Below are 14,633 nucleotides of genomic sequence, written 5' to 3'. Positions count from 1 at the left end.
GTGAGTCTTTCACGCGCGCCGGACGGACGTGACATCCTGCCCTGCGTGCCGCCCGCCCGCTCCCGCCGCCCCTCCCGCCGGCGGTGGACGGTCGCCACCGCGGTGGCCCTCGTCGTCCAGGTGCTCGTGCTCTACGCGCCCCACGCCCCGGCGGCCGCCGCGGACGTGCCCGGGGCGGACAAGGTCACCCACGCGGTCATCTTCGCCGCCGTGACGTTCACGGCGCTGCGGGCGGGCCTCGCCCCCGCGCTGGTCACCGGGTTCGGCGTCGCGCACGCCGTCGTCAGCGAGGTGGTCCAGCACACCCTGCTGCCCGGCCGCACCGGGGACCCGCTCGACGCCGTCGCGGACGTGCTCGGCGTGCTCGCCGGCGTCGCGCTCGCCCGGGCGCTGACGGCCCGTCAGCGGCGGCGGGCGACGACGTAGCGGTCGCGGCCGGTGAGGTCCTGCCCGGTGCGCACCTCGGCGAACCCCGCCGCGGCGACGAGCTCGCGCGCGGCGCCGGCCTGCACCTCGGCGTGCTCCATGACGAAGGTGCCGCCCGGGCGCAGCAGCCGCGCCGCGGTGCGCACGACGGCGCGCGGGACGGCCAGCCCGTCGGGGCCCCCGCCGTAGAGCGCGAGGTCGGGGTCGTGCTCGCGCACCTCGTGCTCGCGCGGCACGGCATCGGGCGGGATGTAGGGCGGGTTGGAGACGACGACGTCGACCGCGCCGTCGAGCGCGGGCAGGGCGGTGGCCGCGTCGCCGAGGACCAGGTCGACCGAGGGGGCGAGGGCGTCGACGTTGCGGCGGGCGACTGCGAGCGCGGCCTCGGAGATCTCGACGGCGTGCACCCGGGCGCCCGGCACCTCCGTCGCGACCGCCAGGGCGATGGCCCCCGAGCCGGTGCACAGGTCGACGACCACCGGGGCGCGGCCCCCGGCGGCCACGGTCGCGGCGGCGTCGACGGCGACGCCGGCGACCACCTCGGTCTCCGGGCGCACCACGAACGCGCCGGGCGCCGCGACCAGGACGAGGTGGCGGAAGGGCATCTGGCCGGTGATGTGCTGGAGCGGCTCGCGGCGCCGGCGCCGGTCGACCAGCTCGGCGTAGTGGGCCTGCAGCCCCTCCCCCAGGTCGGCGAACGTGCTCGCGGCCGGCACGAGGAAGAGCGAGCGGCCGAGCACGTGCTCGGCCAGCAGGCGCGCGTCGACGTCGGCGGAGGGCACGCCGGCCTCGGCGAGCAGGAGCGCCGCCCCGGCGACCGCCTGGCGCACCGTCACCGCGGGGCGCCAGGAGGCGGCGCCGTCGTCGACCACGTCAGTCCCGGCGGGCCGCGGCGGCGAGGCGCTCGGCCTCGTCCAGCTCCACGGCCGAGGCGATGACCGGGCCGAGGTCGCCGTCGAGCACGTGGTCGAGGTTGTAGGCCTTGTACCCGGTGCGGTGGTCGGCGATGCGGTTCTCGGGGAAGTTGTAGGTGCGGATGCGCTCGGAGCGGTCGACGGTGCGCACCTGGGAGCGCCGCTGCTCCGAGGCGGCGGCCGCGGCCTCCTCCTGCCGGGCGGCGAGCAGCCGGGCGCGCAGCACGCGCATCGCCTGCTCGCGGTTCTGCAGCTGGGACTTCTCGTTCTGCATCGACACGACGATGCCGGTGGGCAGGTGCGTGATGCGGACCGCGGAGTCGGTGGTGTTGACGCTCTGCCCGCCGGGCCCGGAGGAGCGGTAGACGTCGATGCGCAGGTCGTTCGGGTCGATCTCGACCTCGCCGGGGTCGTCGACCTCGGGCAGGACCAGCACGCCGGCCGCGGAGGTGTGGATGCGGCCCTGGGACTCGGTGACGGGCACCCGCTGGACCCGGTGCACACCGCCCTCGTACTTCAGGTGCGCCCACACCCCGTCCGCGGGGTCCTCCGGGACGCCCTTGGCCTTGATCGCGACGGAGGCGTCCTTGTACCCGCCCAGGTCGGACTCGGTGGCGCCGAGGATCTGGGTGGACCAGCCCTGCCGCTCGGCGTAGCGCAGGTACATCCGCAGCAGGTCCCCGGCGAACAGGGCGGACTCCTCGCCGCCCTCCCCCGCCTTGACCTCGAGGATGACGTCGCGGGCGTCGTCGGGATCGGTGGGCACGAGGACCTTGTGCAGGTGCTCGGCCGCCTCGGCCGCGGCGGCCTCGAGGTCCGGGAGCTCCTCGGCGAAGGACGCGTCGGCCTCGGCGAGCTCGCGGCCGGCGGCGAGGTCGCCGTCGGCCTGCTGCCAGGCCTGGTAGGCCCGGACGATGCGGCCGAGCTCGGCGTAGCGCCGGCCCAGCTGGCGGGCGCGGCCGGGGTCGGCGTGCACGGCGGGGTCGGCCATGGCCCGCTCGATCTCGGCGTGCTCGGCCAGCAGCGGCTCGATGCCCATGTCCTCGCTCAACGCTCTCCCCTTCGCGCAGCAGACCCGGTTGGATACGACAGCGCCGGCGGGACTCGCGGACCGGAGGGGTCCGACGACGTCACCGCCGGCGCTGAGGAACGGCTAGGCGTTCTTGGCTGCCTTCTTGCCGTAGCGGGCCTCGAAGCGGGCGACGCGGCCACCGGTGTCGAGGATCTTCTGCTTGCCCGTGTAGAACGGGTGGCAGGCGCTGCACACGTCGGCGCGGATCTCGCCGCTCGTCTCGGCGCTGCGGGTGGTGAAGGTGTTCCCGCAGGTGCACGTCACCTGGGTCGTGACGTACTCGGGGTGGATGCCCTGCTTCATGATTCTCCTAGGTTCGTGGATGCCCCGGGTCGTGCGCGGCACGCACGTGAACCGGAAGCCGACGAGACATTCTGCCAGACGCGCTCGCGTCCGGACACACCGGCGGCGCCGCTGTGAGCGACGCCACCCCCATCGCGCCGTGGGACGTCGTCTTCTCGGCACGGTGTCACGAGCTAGCTCGTGACACCTGACCGGGAGGACGACGTCTCGGCGCCCCGGGGGATGGTCAGCGGATGGCGAGCTCGGGCTCGCCGGTCGGGCTCGGGGACGTCTTCTGGACGGTGAGCAGGAACTCGGCGTTCGACGTCGTCTCGCGCAGCTTGCCCAGGAGCAGGTCGATGGCCTGCTGCTGGTCGAGCGCGCCCATGACGCGGCGCAGCTTCCAGACGATCTTGAGCTCCTCGGGCGCCATGAGCAGCTCCTCGCGGCGGGTGCCGGAGGCGTTGATGTCCACGGCGGGGAAGATCCGCTTGTCCGCCAGCTGGCGGGACAGGCGCAGCTCCATGTTGCCGGTGCCCTTGAACTCCTCGAAGATCACCTCGTCCATCTTCGAGCCGGTCTCCACCAGCGCCGAGGCGAGGATCGTCAGCGAGCCGCCGTGCTCGATGTTGCGCGCGGCGCCGAAGAACTTCTTCGGCGGGTACAGCGCCGAGGCGTCCACGCCGCCGGAGAGGATGCGCCCGGACGCCGGGGCCGCGAGGTTGTAGGCCCGCGAGAGCCGGGTGAGGGAGTCGAGCAGCACGACGACGTCCTGGCCCAGCTCGACCAGGCGCTTGGCCCGCTCGATCGCCAGCTCGGCGACGATGGTGTGGTCGGACGCGGGGCGGTCGAAGGTCGAGGCGATGACCTCGCCCTTGACCATCCGCTGCATGTCCGTGACCTCCTCGGGACGCTCGTCCACGAGGACCACCATGAGGTGGACGTTGGGGTTGTTCACGGCGATCGCGTTGGCGATCTGCTGCATGATGATCGTCTTGCCGGCCTTGGGCGGGGCGACGATGAGGCCGCGCTGGCCCTTGCCGATCGGGGCGACGAGGTCGATGACGCGCGGGGTGATGGCCTTGGGCGTGGTCTCCAGCCGCAGCTGCTCCTGCGGGTAGAGCGGGGTGAGCTTGTTGAACTCCGGGCGCTGGCGCGCCTTGTCAATGCTCATGCCGTTGACGGTGTCGAGGCGCACCAGGGCGTTGAACTTCTGGCGCTTGTTCTCGCTCTCGCCCTCGTGGGGCTGGCGGACGGCGCCGGTGATGGCGTCGCCGCGGCGCAGCCCGTTGCGCTTGACCTGCCCCAGGGTGACGTAGACGTCGTTCGGGCCGGGCAGGTAGCCGGAGGTCCGCACGAACGCGTAGTTGTCGAGGATGTCGAGGATGCCGGCGACGGGCAGCAGGACGTCGTCCTCGCCGACCTCCACCGGCTCGTCGAAGGCGAAGTCGCCCGGCCGGCCGGGGCGGCGCTTGCGGTCACGCCCGCGGTCGCGGTTGCGACGCCGGCTGCGCGAGCCGCGGTCGTCCTCGGCGTCGTCGCGGCGCCGCTGCTGGGCGTGCGGGTGCTGGCCGTCGTGGTCGTGGTCGTGCTCGTGCTCGGCGGCGCGGCGGCGGGCGGCGGCCTCGCCAAGGGCGTCGAGGGTGAGGCGCGGCTCCTCGGTGGCCCCGCCGTTCTTCGCCGCGGCCTGGGCGGCCAGCTCGCGCTTGAGCGCCTCCTTGGCGTCGTCGTGCGACTCGGGCGTGGCCGTCGGCGCGGTGGCCCGGCGCGAGCCGCGGCGCCCGCGCGAGGCGGGCTCGTGCTCCGCCAGACCCGCCGGGTCGGCGCTCTGGGACCGGGTCGGGGCCTCGGCCGGCGCGGGCGGGGCGGAGGCCTCGGGGGCGCGCGTGCTCGCGGCGGCGCGCTCGGCGCGGTCGCTCTCGCCGGCCTGGGAGGCGGGCGCCTGAGCGGGGGCGACGGCCCGACGGGTGCGGGCGCGCTCCGCGGGGGCCTTCGCGGCGGGGGCCTGCGCCGCCGGGCTCTGCTCGGCGCTGGCCTTCTCGGCGGGGCCCTGCTCCGCGGCGGCCCGCCGCGCCGGGGCCTTGTCGGCCTTCTCGGCCGGGGCCTTGTCGGCCTTCTCGACCGCGGCCTTCTCCGCCGGGGCCTTCTCGGCCTTGCCGGCCTTCTCGGCCTTCGGGGTGGACGCGCCAGAGTCGCCCCGCCCCTCACGGATGGCGGCGATGAGGTCGCTCTTGCGCATCTTCGTGGTGCCCTTGAGACCCATCTCGCTGGCCATCGCCTGCAGCTCCGGCAGGCGCATGGTGGTCAGCGAGCCCCCGCGCCCGGCACGGCTGGCGCTCTGGGGGGCTTCGACAGTGTCGGTCACGAGGTTCCTTCCCTCGGTAGATGTCCGGCCGCTGATGCGGGGGGACGTCGTCTGGGTCCAGCCAGGAGGCTGGGAGTGTCGGGGGCCGCTCCTGCGCGCAGCACGATCGCTTCGTGCGGCGGTTCGCGGCGATGCTCCGTCTGTACGGCGACGTGGTTGACGCACCCAGGTGCGCGGAAGACGTCCGCAGGGAGTCGGTGCACCCCTATGTTATCAGCAGCGGCGCCGATCATGAGGTTTTTCGCGGCAGCCGTGCGCCACGTCTCCTTCGCCTCCGGCGGGGCCCGTGCGGGCGGCGGCCCGGGCGACGAGCGGGGCCGGGCACGCGCGGCTGCACGTCTAGGATCCCAGGCCCGCGCCCCCGCTGTCGAGAGGCGGCCGCGCGGTCCCGGGACGGGACGGGCCCCGACCTTCCCCGCCGGGTGGCGCGGTCAGTACAGCTGCGCGCCGGTGCGCGCGATCCCCGGGCGCAGCACCCGCCAGCCGTGGCTCGTCAGCGCCTGGGCGGTGCGGTCGTCGAGGTCGTCGAGGACGAGCACGCTCGGACCCGCCCCGGAGACGACCGCGGGCCAGCCCGCCTCCCGCAGCGCGCGCACCGCCTCGGCGGTCCCCCGCATCGCGTCGGCGCGGTAGTGCTGGTGCAGCCGGTCCTGGGTGGCGGCCATGAGCAGCTCGCGCCGCCCACCCAGCGCCAGGACGAGCAGCGCCGTGCGGGCGACGTTGAACGCGGCGTCGCGGTGCGGCACCTCGCTCGGCAGCACCGCCCGCGCGGTGTGCGTGAGCAGCTGGTCCGCCGGCACGAGCACGGTCGGGGTGAAGGCGTCGTCGAGCGGGATCGCGGCGACGTGCGGGCCGTCGGCGTCGACCCAGGCGGCCGTGGCCCCGCCGAACAGCGCCGGCGCGGCGTTGTCCGGGTGGCCCTCGATCTGCGTGGCCAGGGCGAGGACAGCGTCGTCGTCGAGCGCCTCGGGCTCGGAGACCAGGCCGCGCGCGGCCACCAGGCCCGCGACGACGGCCGCCGCGGAGGAGCCCATGCCCCGCCCGTGCGGGATGGCGTTGTGGCAGACCAGCTCGAGCCCGGCCTGCGGGGCGCCGGCGTGCTCGAGCCCGGCGCGCAGGGCGCGCACGACGAGGTGGGCCTCGTCGTCGGGCAGCTCCCCGGCCCCCTCCCCCGTCACCCGCACCGTGGTCTCCCCGGCGACGGCGCGCACGGAGACCTCGTCCCACACGCCCAGCGCCAGTCCAAGGGTGTCGAAGCCGGGGCCGAGGTTGGCCGAGGTGGCCGGCACCCGCACCCGGACCAGGTCGCGCACGAGCCGCATGCGTCCCGCTCCCGGGACTACAGGGACAGGGCCGCGACGGCGGCCTCGAGGGTGGGCGCGATGACGCGCGGCTCGACGCGGGTCTCCCCCAGCGCCGTGGCCGTGTCCTTGAGGCCGTTGCCGGTCACCGTGCACACGATGCGGGCGCCGGCGGGCACCTGGCCCAGCTCGGCGGCCTGCAGCAGCCCGGCGACCGACGCCGCGGACGCCGGCTCGACGAACACGCCGACCTCGGCGGCGAGCAGCGCCTGGGCGTCGAGGATCTGCGCGTCGGAGACGGCGTCGATGCGGCCGCCGGAGTCGTCGCGGGCGGCGGCGGCGTACGCCCAGGAGGCGGGGTTGCCGATGCGGATGGCGGTGGCGACCGTCTCGGGGTTCTCCACCGGGGCGCCCTTGACGAAGGGCGCCGCGCCCTCGGCCTGCACGCCCCACATCTGCGGGATGCGGGTGGCGACGGCAGGGAGGCGCGTCGCGATCTCGTCGACGGAGGCCGCGGTGGTGCGCCCGGCGTACTCGTTGTAGCCCATCCAGTACGCCGAGATGTTCCCGGCGTTGCCGACCGGCAGCACGTGGATGTCCGGGGCGTCGCCCAGGGCGTCGACCACCTCGAACGCGGCGGTCTTCTGCCCCTGCAGCCGGTAGGGGTTGACCGAGTTCACCAGCGCGACCGGGTAGGTCTCGGCGAGCTCGCGCACGATGCGCAGGCAGTCGTCGAAGTTGCCGTCCACCGCCACGAGGGTGGCGCCGTGGACGATGGCCTGGGCGAGCTTGCCGGCCGCGATCTTGCCCGCCGGCAGCACGACGGCGCAGCCCAGCCCGGCCCGCACGGCGTAGGCCGCGGCGGAGGCCGAGGTGTTCCCGGTGGAGGCGCAGACCACCATCTTCGTGTCGGTGGCGGCGACCTTGGACATCGCCATCGTCATGCCGCGGTCCTTGAAGGAGCCGGTGGGGTTGGCACCCTCGACCTTGACGTACACCTCCGCCCCGGTGCGCGCGCTCAGCGCGGGGGCGGCGACCAGCGGGGTGCCGCCCTCGCCCAGGGTGACGACGGGGTCGCCGTCGCCGATCGGCAGCCGCTCGCGATACTCCTCGATCACGCCGCGCCACTGGTGGGCCATCAGACTCCCTCAACTCTCATCACCGAGACGACCTCGTGCACGCGCAGGTCCTCGGACAGCTCTGCCACGGTCCGCGCCAGCGCCGCCTCGGTGGACCGGTGGCTGACGATGGTCACCCGCGCGTCGTCCGCGCCGGTGCCGGTCTGGCGCACGCTCTCGATCGACACGCCGTTGCGGCCGTAGATGCCGGCGACGGCGGACAGCGTGCCGGGCCGGTCGACCAGCCGGATCTCGACCTGCGTGCGGGCGGGGGTGTGCTCGGGGTCGAGCAGGGGCAGCGCGGCGTAGGTCGACTCGCGCGGGGCGTTGCCGCCGTGGACCTTGTGGCTGGCCGCGGCGACGAGGTCGCCCAGCACCGCCGACGCGGTGGGCGCCCCGCCGGCGCCCTGGCCGTAGAACATCAGCCGGCCGGCGGCCTCGGCCTCGACGAGCACGGCGTTGAACGCCCCATGCACGGCGGCGAGGGGGTGGGTGGCCGGCACCAGCGCCGGGTGGACCCGCACGCTGATGCCGCGGGTGCCGTTGTCGGTGACGCGCCGGGCCACGGCGAGCAGCTTGATGACCATCCCGGCCTCGCGGGCCTCGGCCATGTCCTCGGCGGTGACGTCGCGGATGCCGGTGACCGGCACGTCCTCGATGCCCACGCGGGTGTGGAAGGCCAGCGAGGCCAGGATGGCCGCCTTGGCGGCGGCGTCGTGCCCGTCGACGTCGGCGGTGGGGTCCGCCTCGGCGTAGCCGAGCTCCTGGGCCTCCGCCAGCGCCTCCTCGAAGCTCAGGCCCTTGGTCGCCATCTCGTCGAGGATGTAGTTCGTGGTGCCGTTGACGATGCCGAGCACGGCGTTGACGTTGTCCCCGGCGAGGGACTCGCGCAGGCCGTAGACCACCGGCACCGCGCCGGCCACGGCCGCCTCGTAGTACAGGTCGGCGCCGCTGCGCTTGGCCGCGCCGTGGACCTCGGGGCCGTGCGCGGCGAGCAGCGCCTTGTTGCCGGTGACGACGGAGGCGCCGCCGTCCAGGGCGGCGAGGACGAGGTGGCGCACAGGGCCGATGCCGCCGATGAGCTCGACGACGACGTCGGCCGAGCGCACGAGCGCCTCCGCGTCGTCGGTGAGCAGCTCGCGCGGCACCCACGGGGCCCGCTCGGCGGCGGTGTCGCGCACGGCGATCCCGACGAGCTCGAGCCGGGCGCTGGCGCGCGCGGCCAGGTCGTCGGCGTGCTCGTGCATCAGGCGCACGACCTGCGAGCCGACCGTGCCGCAGCCCAGCAGGGCGACGCGCACGACGCCTGAGTCGGTGGGAGTGCTCACCGGGTCGTCCTCTCCTTCCCCGCGCAACCGGACGGCGCGGGCCCGAATGGGGTCCCGCCCAGGATAGGGGCGGGCGGGCGGTGGGCCCGACGGTGTCCACGGACCGTCGGCGGCACGGTCAGCCCTCGTCGAGGGCGAGCAGGTCCTCGATCGTCTCGCGTCGCACGAGCACCCGCGCGGCGCCGTCGCGCACGGCGAGGACCGGCGGGCGGGGCACGAGGTTGTAGTTGCTCGCCATCGACCGGCCGTAGGCGCCGGTGGCCGGCACGGCGAGCAGGTCGCCGTCCCGGACGTCCCCCGGCAGGGCGACGCCGTGGACGACGATGTCGCCGCTCTCGCAGTGCTTGCCCACGACCCGGGCGCGGACCGGCTCGGCGGCGGAGCCGCGCGAGGCCAGCGCCGCGCTGTACTCGGCCTCGTACAGCGCCGGGCGGATGTTGTCGCTCATCCCGCCGTCGACGCTGACGTACGTGCGCCGGCCGCCGTCGTCGAGCGCGACCTCCTTGACGGTGCCCACCGTGTACAGCGTCAGCGTGGAGGGCCCGACGATCGAGCGGCCCGGCTCCACCGAGATGCGCGGCACCGGCGTGCCCAGCTCGGCGCAGGTGCGGCGCACGACGTCGGCGAGGGTGGTGGCGATCTGCGCCGGGGTGGGCGCGGGGCCCTCGTGGCCGGTGTAGGCGATGCCGTACCCGCCGCCGAGGTCCACCTCGGGCATGAGGTGGCCGGTCTGCGCCGCGACCTCGGCGCGCAGGCCCAGCACCGCCCGCGCCGCCACCGCGAAGCCGGCGAGATCGAGGATCTGCGAGCCGATGTGCGAGTGCAGGCCGATCAGGTCGAGCCCGGGCCGGGCGAGGATCTCGTCGACGGCCTTGCGCGCGGCGCCGGAGGTCAGCGACAGGCCGAACTTCTGGTCCTCGTGGGCGGTGGCGATGAACTGGTGCCCGCCGGCGTGCACGCCGGTGGTCACCCGCACCATCACCGGGGCGACCACGCCGAGGCGCTCGGCGACGGCGGCCACCCGGTCGATCTCGGGCAGGGAGTCGACGACGATGCGCCCCACCCCGTGCTCGAGGGCGGTGACCAGCTCTGCGTCGGACTTGTTGTTCCCGTGCAGGCCGATGCCCGCCCCGGGCACGCCGGCGCGCAGCGCGACGGCGAGCTCGCCGCCGGTGGCGGTGTCGACCCGCAGGCCCTCCTCGTGCACCCAGCGGGCGACGGCGACGGACAGGAACGCCTTGCCGGCGTAGTAGACGTCCGCACCGGCCAGGCCGGCCTCGGGCGCGAAGGCCTCGGCGAAGGCGGTCGCGTAGGCCCGGGCCCGCGCCCGCAGGTCGGCCTCGTCGAGGACGTAGGCAGGGGTGCCGTGCTCGCGGGCGAGGTCGCGCACGTCCAGGCCGGCCACGCGCAGCGCGCCGTCGGCGCCGCGGCCGGTGCCGGTGGACCACACGCCCGTAGGGGTGCCGTCCGGCTCGGGCGCGGGCAGCGCCGGGGCCTCGACCGCCTCGGCCTGCGCGGGATGCTGGTCGTGGGGCACGTCGGCCCGGTGCCGGCTCACATCCGCTCCGGGGCGCTGACGCCGAGCAGGTCGAGGCCGTTGGCGATGACCTGGGTGACGGCGTCGTTGAGCATGAGCCGGGCGCGGTGGGAGGCCTCCACCGCGTCCTCCCCGCGCGGGGTGACGCGGCACTGGCCGTACCAGGTGTGGTACGCCGCGGCGAGCTCCTCGAGGTAGCGGGCCACCCGGTGCGGCTCGCGCAGCCGGGCGGCGCGGGCGACGACGTCGGGGAAGCGGCTGAGCTCGCCGAGCAGCTCGCCGTCGGCCGGGTGGTCGAGCGCGGCGGGCTCGAAGTCCTCGCGGGTCACGCCGTGCGCCTCGGCGTTGCGGGCGACGTTGCGGGTGCGGGCGTGGGCGTACTGGACGTAGTAGACGGGGTTGTCGAGGTTGTGCTCGCGCAGCTTCTCGGCGTCCAGGGTGAGCGGGGAGTCCGCGGGGTAGCGGGCCAGGGTGTAGCGCACCGGGTCGGTCCCGATCCGGTCGATGAGGTCGCGGAGCTCGATGATGTTACCGGCCCGCTTGGACTGGCGGACGCCGGCGACGGAGACGAGCTGGCCGATGAGGATCTCGATGTTGCGCTCGGGGTCGTCCCCGGCGCAGGCGACGATGGCCTTGAGCCGGCCCACGTACCCGTGGTGGTCGGCACCGAGCAGGTAGATCTTCTCGGGGAAGTCGCGGTCCTTCTTGGACAGGTAGTAGGCGGCGTCGGCGGCGAAGTAGGTGGGGGTGCCGTCGGCGCGGATGAGCACGCGGTCCTTGTCGTCGCCGAAGTCGGTGGTGCGCAGCCAGACCGCGCCGTCGGCGTCGTAGACGTGGCCCTGCTCGCGCAGCCGGGCCACCGCCTGGGCGACGGCGCCGCCGTCGTGCAGCTCGCGCTCGGAGAAGTAGACGTCGAAGTGGACGTTGAAGTCGGCGAGGGTCTGCTCGATCTCGGCCATCTGGAGGCGGTAGCCGGTGTCGCGGGCGACGACGAGCGCCTCCTCGCGGGGCAGCTGGGGCAGGGCGGGGTGCTCGGCGAGGACCTTCTGCGCCAGCTCGGTGATGTACTCGCCCTGGTAGCCGCCCTCGGGCACCTCCTGGCCGGTGGCCCGGGCGAGGATCGAGGCGGCGAACTTGTCCATCTGCGACCCGGCGTCGTTGATGTAGTACTCCGGGGTGACCGCGGCACCCGAGGCGCGCAGCAGCCGGACGAGGTCGTCGCCCAGGGCCGCCCACCGGGTGTGGCCGATGTGGAGCGGGCCGGTGGGGTTGGCCGAGACGAACTCGAGGTTGACGACGTGCCCGGCCAGGGCGTCGTTGCGGCCGTACGCGCTCCCGGCCTCGACGATGGCGCGGGCCAGGTCGCCCGCGGCGCCCGCCTCGAGGCGGATGTTGAGGAAGCCCGGCCCGGCGACCTCGGCGGCGGCGATGCCGTCGGAGCCGGTCAGCCGTGCGGCGAGCAGCTCGGCGAGCGCCCGGGGGTTGGTCCCGGCCCTCTTGGCCAGTTGCATGGCGATGTTCGTGGCCCAGTCGCCGTGCTCGCGCTGGCGGGGCCGCTCGACCTTGGGCTCGGGGACGTCCTCGAGGGCGAGGGCGACGTCGCCGGCGGCGGCGGCGTCCACGAGGACGGCACGGATCTGGGACGCGAGCTCAGCGGGGGTCACCTGGCACAGGGTAGTCGCAGGCCAGGGGGCGCCGCGGACCGCGCGGAAGGGCCCCCGGTGCGGCGCTGGTCACACGCGCGGACCGCCGCCCGGGCCCGGCGGCGGTCAGATGAGCATGTTGCGGTAGACGGCCTGCACGGCGTCGGCCGGCCCGGTCAGGCTGAGCACGACGCCGTCGTCGGTGCGCCACACGATCGTGGTGCTCTTGCCGTCCGCCTGCACGAAGTACCAGTAGTGGCCGGTGTTGTTGGCGTACACCGAGCCCTCGCCCTGCAGGGCGGCCCCGCCGGACTCGAGCTTGCCGGCCAGCTGCTCGCTGTAGGCGTCCTGCCCCTGCACGGTGTCGAAGGCGGCGGCGGTGACCGCGACGTCGGTGGTGCCGTCGGAGTAGGTGCCCGTGAAGGCCTCACGGGCGCCGGCCGCGACGGCGTCGGGGTCGGCGGCCCAGCCCTCGGGGGTGAGCTTGTAGCTCGTGTTGGCGACGGTGGTGTCCAGCCGGGGCTCGAGCGGGTCGGTGCTCACGGTGCGGCGGTCGGGCGTCGGCGTGGCCGACGGCGTGGCGGAGACCGAGGGCGTCGCCTGGGGGGTCTGCTCCCGGTCGCGCAGGAAGAGGTAGGCCGCGAGTGCGGCGAAGATCACGACGACGGCGATGAGCACCGTGGGGACGACCCAGGCACGCCGCCGTGGGGGCTTCTCCGCCCCGCCGACCGGCATGCCCGACTGCCCCGGTGGCGGCGTGAGGGGGGAGCGCGGGTCCGGCTCACCCGGGCCTTCCGGCGGATTCTGGCTCATCGCTCCTCCTCCTCGCCCGGCCCGGCGCGCACCGGCACCCGCCTCCCGGCAGGCGTCCGGCCCCAGGCTAGGGCGCCGGGTCGGGCGCTGTCGCCCCGCCGGGCGGATGTGAACCACCCGCCCGGCGGCTGGTAACATCGCAGAGCGCGATCACGCCGCGCCCCTTTAGCTCAGTGGATAGAGCGTCTGCCTCCGGAGCAGAAGGTCGCTGGTTCGAATCCAGTAGGGGGCACGAGCAGAGCCCTCGTCCCGGTCGGGACGAGGGCTCTTGCGCTTCTCGGCGACGGCCGCTCGGCTGCTTCTCGCCGCCGGCCGCTCGGCCGGCTGCGATCAGGCCCCCAGCCGGCCCCCCGCGTCCAGCTCCCGGACCACGGGCGACGCGTCCAGCGCCCGGGCCACGGGCGGCGGGACGGTGGCGAGGAACCGGCCGACGCTCGCGTCGACGTCGACCGGGTCGTCGTGCTCGAGCAGCGCCTCGACGACGCCGTAGAACCCGTAGCCCAGCACGCGGGACAGCTCCGGCAGGTCGCCCGCCGCGGCCGCCCCGGCGTCACGCAGGAACCGGTCCGTGCGGAGCCGGAACTGCCAGGCCACGGCACGCATGAGCGCCGCGTCGCCGCCGCTGCCGACGAGGCGGGCGTAGAGCCGTCGGTTGTCCGCGACGTGCTCGAGCACGGCTGCGAGCCAGTCCCGGTAGACCAGCGTGCCGTCGTCGGACCGGCGCGGCCCGACCACCCGGCGCCCGAGCTCCTGCACCACGGTGGCGGCGAGGTCGGCGACGGTCTCGAAGTGCTTGTAGAAGGTGGTGCGGTGGATGCCGGCCACCCGGCACAGCTGCGAGACGGTGATCTGGCTCAGCGGCTCCTCCTCGAGCAGCGTCGCCAGCGCGTGGCGCAACGCGGCGAGCGTCCGCCGGGTCCGGGGATCCATGCGCCTGTCGTCCAGTGTCATGGGAGTATTTTGCCGCCAGTTCTGAGGGAGGGTGTCCGGCGCACACTACCGGTCGGGCGTGTCCGTCCCGCTCAGTGCCACGGTCCGCGCCCGTCGAGGACGTCGCGCAGCGCCCGCGGCCGGTCGGTGATGATGCCGTCCACCCCCAGGTCGAGCAGGCGGATCATCTCGGCGGGCTCGTCGACGGTCCACACGTGCACGGCCAGCCCCCGCCGGTGGGCCGCCGCGACGAAGCGGGGCGTCACGACGGGCAGGCCGCGGTAGCTCGCCGGCACCTGGACGCACGCGGCGGCCGGGACGGACGCCAGGCGGCCGACCCGGGCCGCGGCGAGGAGCCGGGCGACCCCGCGCCGGCCCAGGCTCGTGGCCACCCCGGGCAACCGGGCGCCCAGCGCGGCGAGGCGGGCGTCGGAGAAGGAGGCCAGCCCGACCCGGTCGTGGGCGCCCGCGCGCTCGATCGCCGCGACCAGCGGGTCGATCACGCGGTCGTCCTTGGCGTCGATGTTGAGGCGCAGCGTCGGGTAGTCCCCGAGCAGCTCGTCCAGCCGCATCGGGCGCTCCCCCGAGGCGTCGCGCAGCTCGGCCAGCCGTGCCCACGGCAGCTCGTCGACCCTCCCGGTGCCGTCCGTGGTGCGGTCCACGGTGGGGTCGTGACTCAGGACGGCGACGCCGTCGGCCGTGGCGCGCACGTCCGTCTCGAGGTACCCGAGCCCCAGCGCCAGGGTGTGCTCCACCGCCGCCCGGGAGTTCTCCGCGACCTCGCCGGCACCGCCGCGGTGGGCGAAGGCGATGGGACCGGGGCCCTCGAGATACGTGCGACTCACGTTCCTATTCTCCTCCATGGGGGGCCGGGCCGGGCGGTGTTGGGACCGCCACACCCCGC

13 protein-coding genes and 1 tRNA gene are annotated in these 14,633 nt (G+C 75.2%); 2 read left to right on the top strand and 12 right to left on the bottom strand.

The window, feature by feature from the left end; genetic code table 11:
* On the top strand, positions 1–426 hold the full coding sequence (locus GD880_RS04320; protein ID WP_226909369.1) for a VanZ family protein: 426 nt from the start codon (positions 1–3) through the stop codon (positions 424–426).
* Here the strand turns inward: GD880_RS04320 and prmC are convergent.
* The 10 genes from prmC to GD880_RS04270 all read right to left on the bottom strand — a co-directional run bounded on the left by prmC (position 402) and on the right by GD880_RS04270 (position 12,799).
* Complete coding sequence (gene prmC, locus GD880_RS04315) at positions 402–1,298, bottom strand: peptide chain release factor N(5)-glutamine methyltransferase (RefSeq protein WP_152230375.1); 897 nt, start codon at positions 1,296–1,298, stop codon at positions 402–404. The two genes, GD880_RS04320 and prmC, sit on opposite strands and share 25 nt — an antisense overlap.
* Before the next feature lies 1 nt (position 1,299).
* Positions 1,300–2,379, bottom strand: coding sequence for a peptide chain release factor 1 (gene prfA, locus GD880_RS04310; RefSeq protein ID WP_152230434.1), 1,080 nt, complete (start codon positions 2,377–2,379; stop codon positions 1,300–1,302).
* A gap of 114 nt (positions 2,380–2,493) precedes the next feature.
* Positions 2,494–2,715, bottom strand: coding sequence for a 50S ribosomal protein L31 (gene rpmE / locus GD880_RS04305; protein WP_152230374.1), 222 nt, complete (start codon positions 2,713–2,715; stop codon positions 2,494–2,496).
* A 226-nt stretch (positions 2,716–2,941) separates the two neighbouring features.
* Complete coding sequence (gene rho, locus GD880_RS04300) at positions 2,942–5,059, bottom strand: transcription termination factor Rho (protein WP_152230373.1); 2,118 nt, start codon at positions 5,057–5,059, stop codon at positions 2,942–2,944.
* Between the two features lie 431 nt (positions 5,060–5,490).
* Positions 5,491–6,381: a homoserine kinase gene (gene thrB / locus GD880_RS04295; RefSeq protein ID WP_152230372.1), complete on the bottom strand. Its 891-nt coding sequence runs from the start codon at positions 6,379–6,381 to the stop codon at positions 5,491–5,493.
* Positions 6,382–6,398: 17 nt separating this feature from the next.
* Positions 6,399–7,499 (bottom strand): threonine synthase, encoded by a 1,101-nt coding sequence (gene thrC / locus GD880_RS04290; protein WP_152230371.1) that lies wholly within the window; start codon positions 7,497–7,499, stop codon positions 6,399–6,401.
* Positions 7,499–8,806: a homoserine dehydrogenase gene (locus GD880_RS04285; RefSeq protein WP_226909368.1), complete on the bottom strand. Its 1,308-nt coding sequence runs from the start codon at positions 8,804–8,806 to the stop codon at positions 7,499–7,501. The genes thrC and GD880_RS04285 overlap by 1 nt, the downstream gene beginning before the upstream one ends.
* Before the next feature lie 118 nt (positions 8,807–8,924).
* Complete coding sequence (gene lysA / locus GD880_RS04280) at positions 8,925–10,364, bottom strand: diaminopimelate decarboxylase (RefSeq protein WP_452176726.1); 1,440 nt, start codon at positions 10,362–10,364, stop codon at positions 8,925–8,927.
* Positions 10,361–12,007 (bottom strand): arginine--tRNA ligase, encoded by a 1,647-nt coding sequence (gene argS / locus GD880_RS04275; RefSeq protein ID WP_152230370.1) that lies wholly within the window; start codon positions 12,005–12,007, stop codon positions 10,361–10,363. The genes lysA and argS overlap by 4 nt, the downstream gene beginning before the upstream one ends.
* A 105-nt stretch (positions 12,008–12,112) precedes the next feature.
* Positions 12,113–12,799 (bottom strand): hypothetical protein, encoded by a 687-nt coding sequence (locus GD880_RS04270; protein WP_152230369.1) that lies wholly within the window; start codon positions 12,797–12,799, stop codon positions 12,113–12,115.
* A gap of 159 nt (positions 12,800–12,958) precedes the next feature.
* On the opposite strand from GD880_RS04270, the gene GD880_RS04265 reads away from it, so the two are divergent.
* Positions 12,959–13,031, top strand: a tRNA-Arg gene (locus GD880_RS04265).
* A gap of 98 nt (positions 13,032–13,129) precedes the next feature.
* Here GD880_RS04265 and GD880_RS04260 read toward each other — a convergent pair.
* Positions 13,130–13,750, bottom strand: a complete 621-nt coding sequence (locus tag GD880_RS04260; protein WP_152230368.1) for a TetR/AcrR family transcriptional regulator — start codon at positions 13,748–13,750, stop codon at positions 13,130–13,132.
* 71 nt (positions 13,751–13,821) lie between these two features.
* The gene (locus GD880_RS04255; protein WP_226909367.1) at positions 13,822–14,574 is read right to left on the bottom strand and encodes a glycerophosphodiester phosphodiesterase; all 753 of its coding nucleotides are present in this window, start codon (positions 14,572–14,574) and stop codon (positions 13,822–13,824) included.
* Between the last annotated feature and the right edge of the window lie 59 nt (positions 14,575–14,633).

The sequence above is a fragment of the Georgenia ruanii genome, from assembly GCF_009193175.1.
GTDB classification, from domain to species: Bacteria; Actinomycetota; Actinomycetes; order Actinomycetales; family Actinomycetaceae; genus Georgenia; species Georgenia ruanii.
Note: the sequence above shows the minus strand (reverse complement) of the source record. Positions and strands in the feature narration are given on the sequence as shown.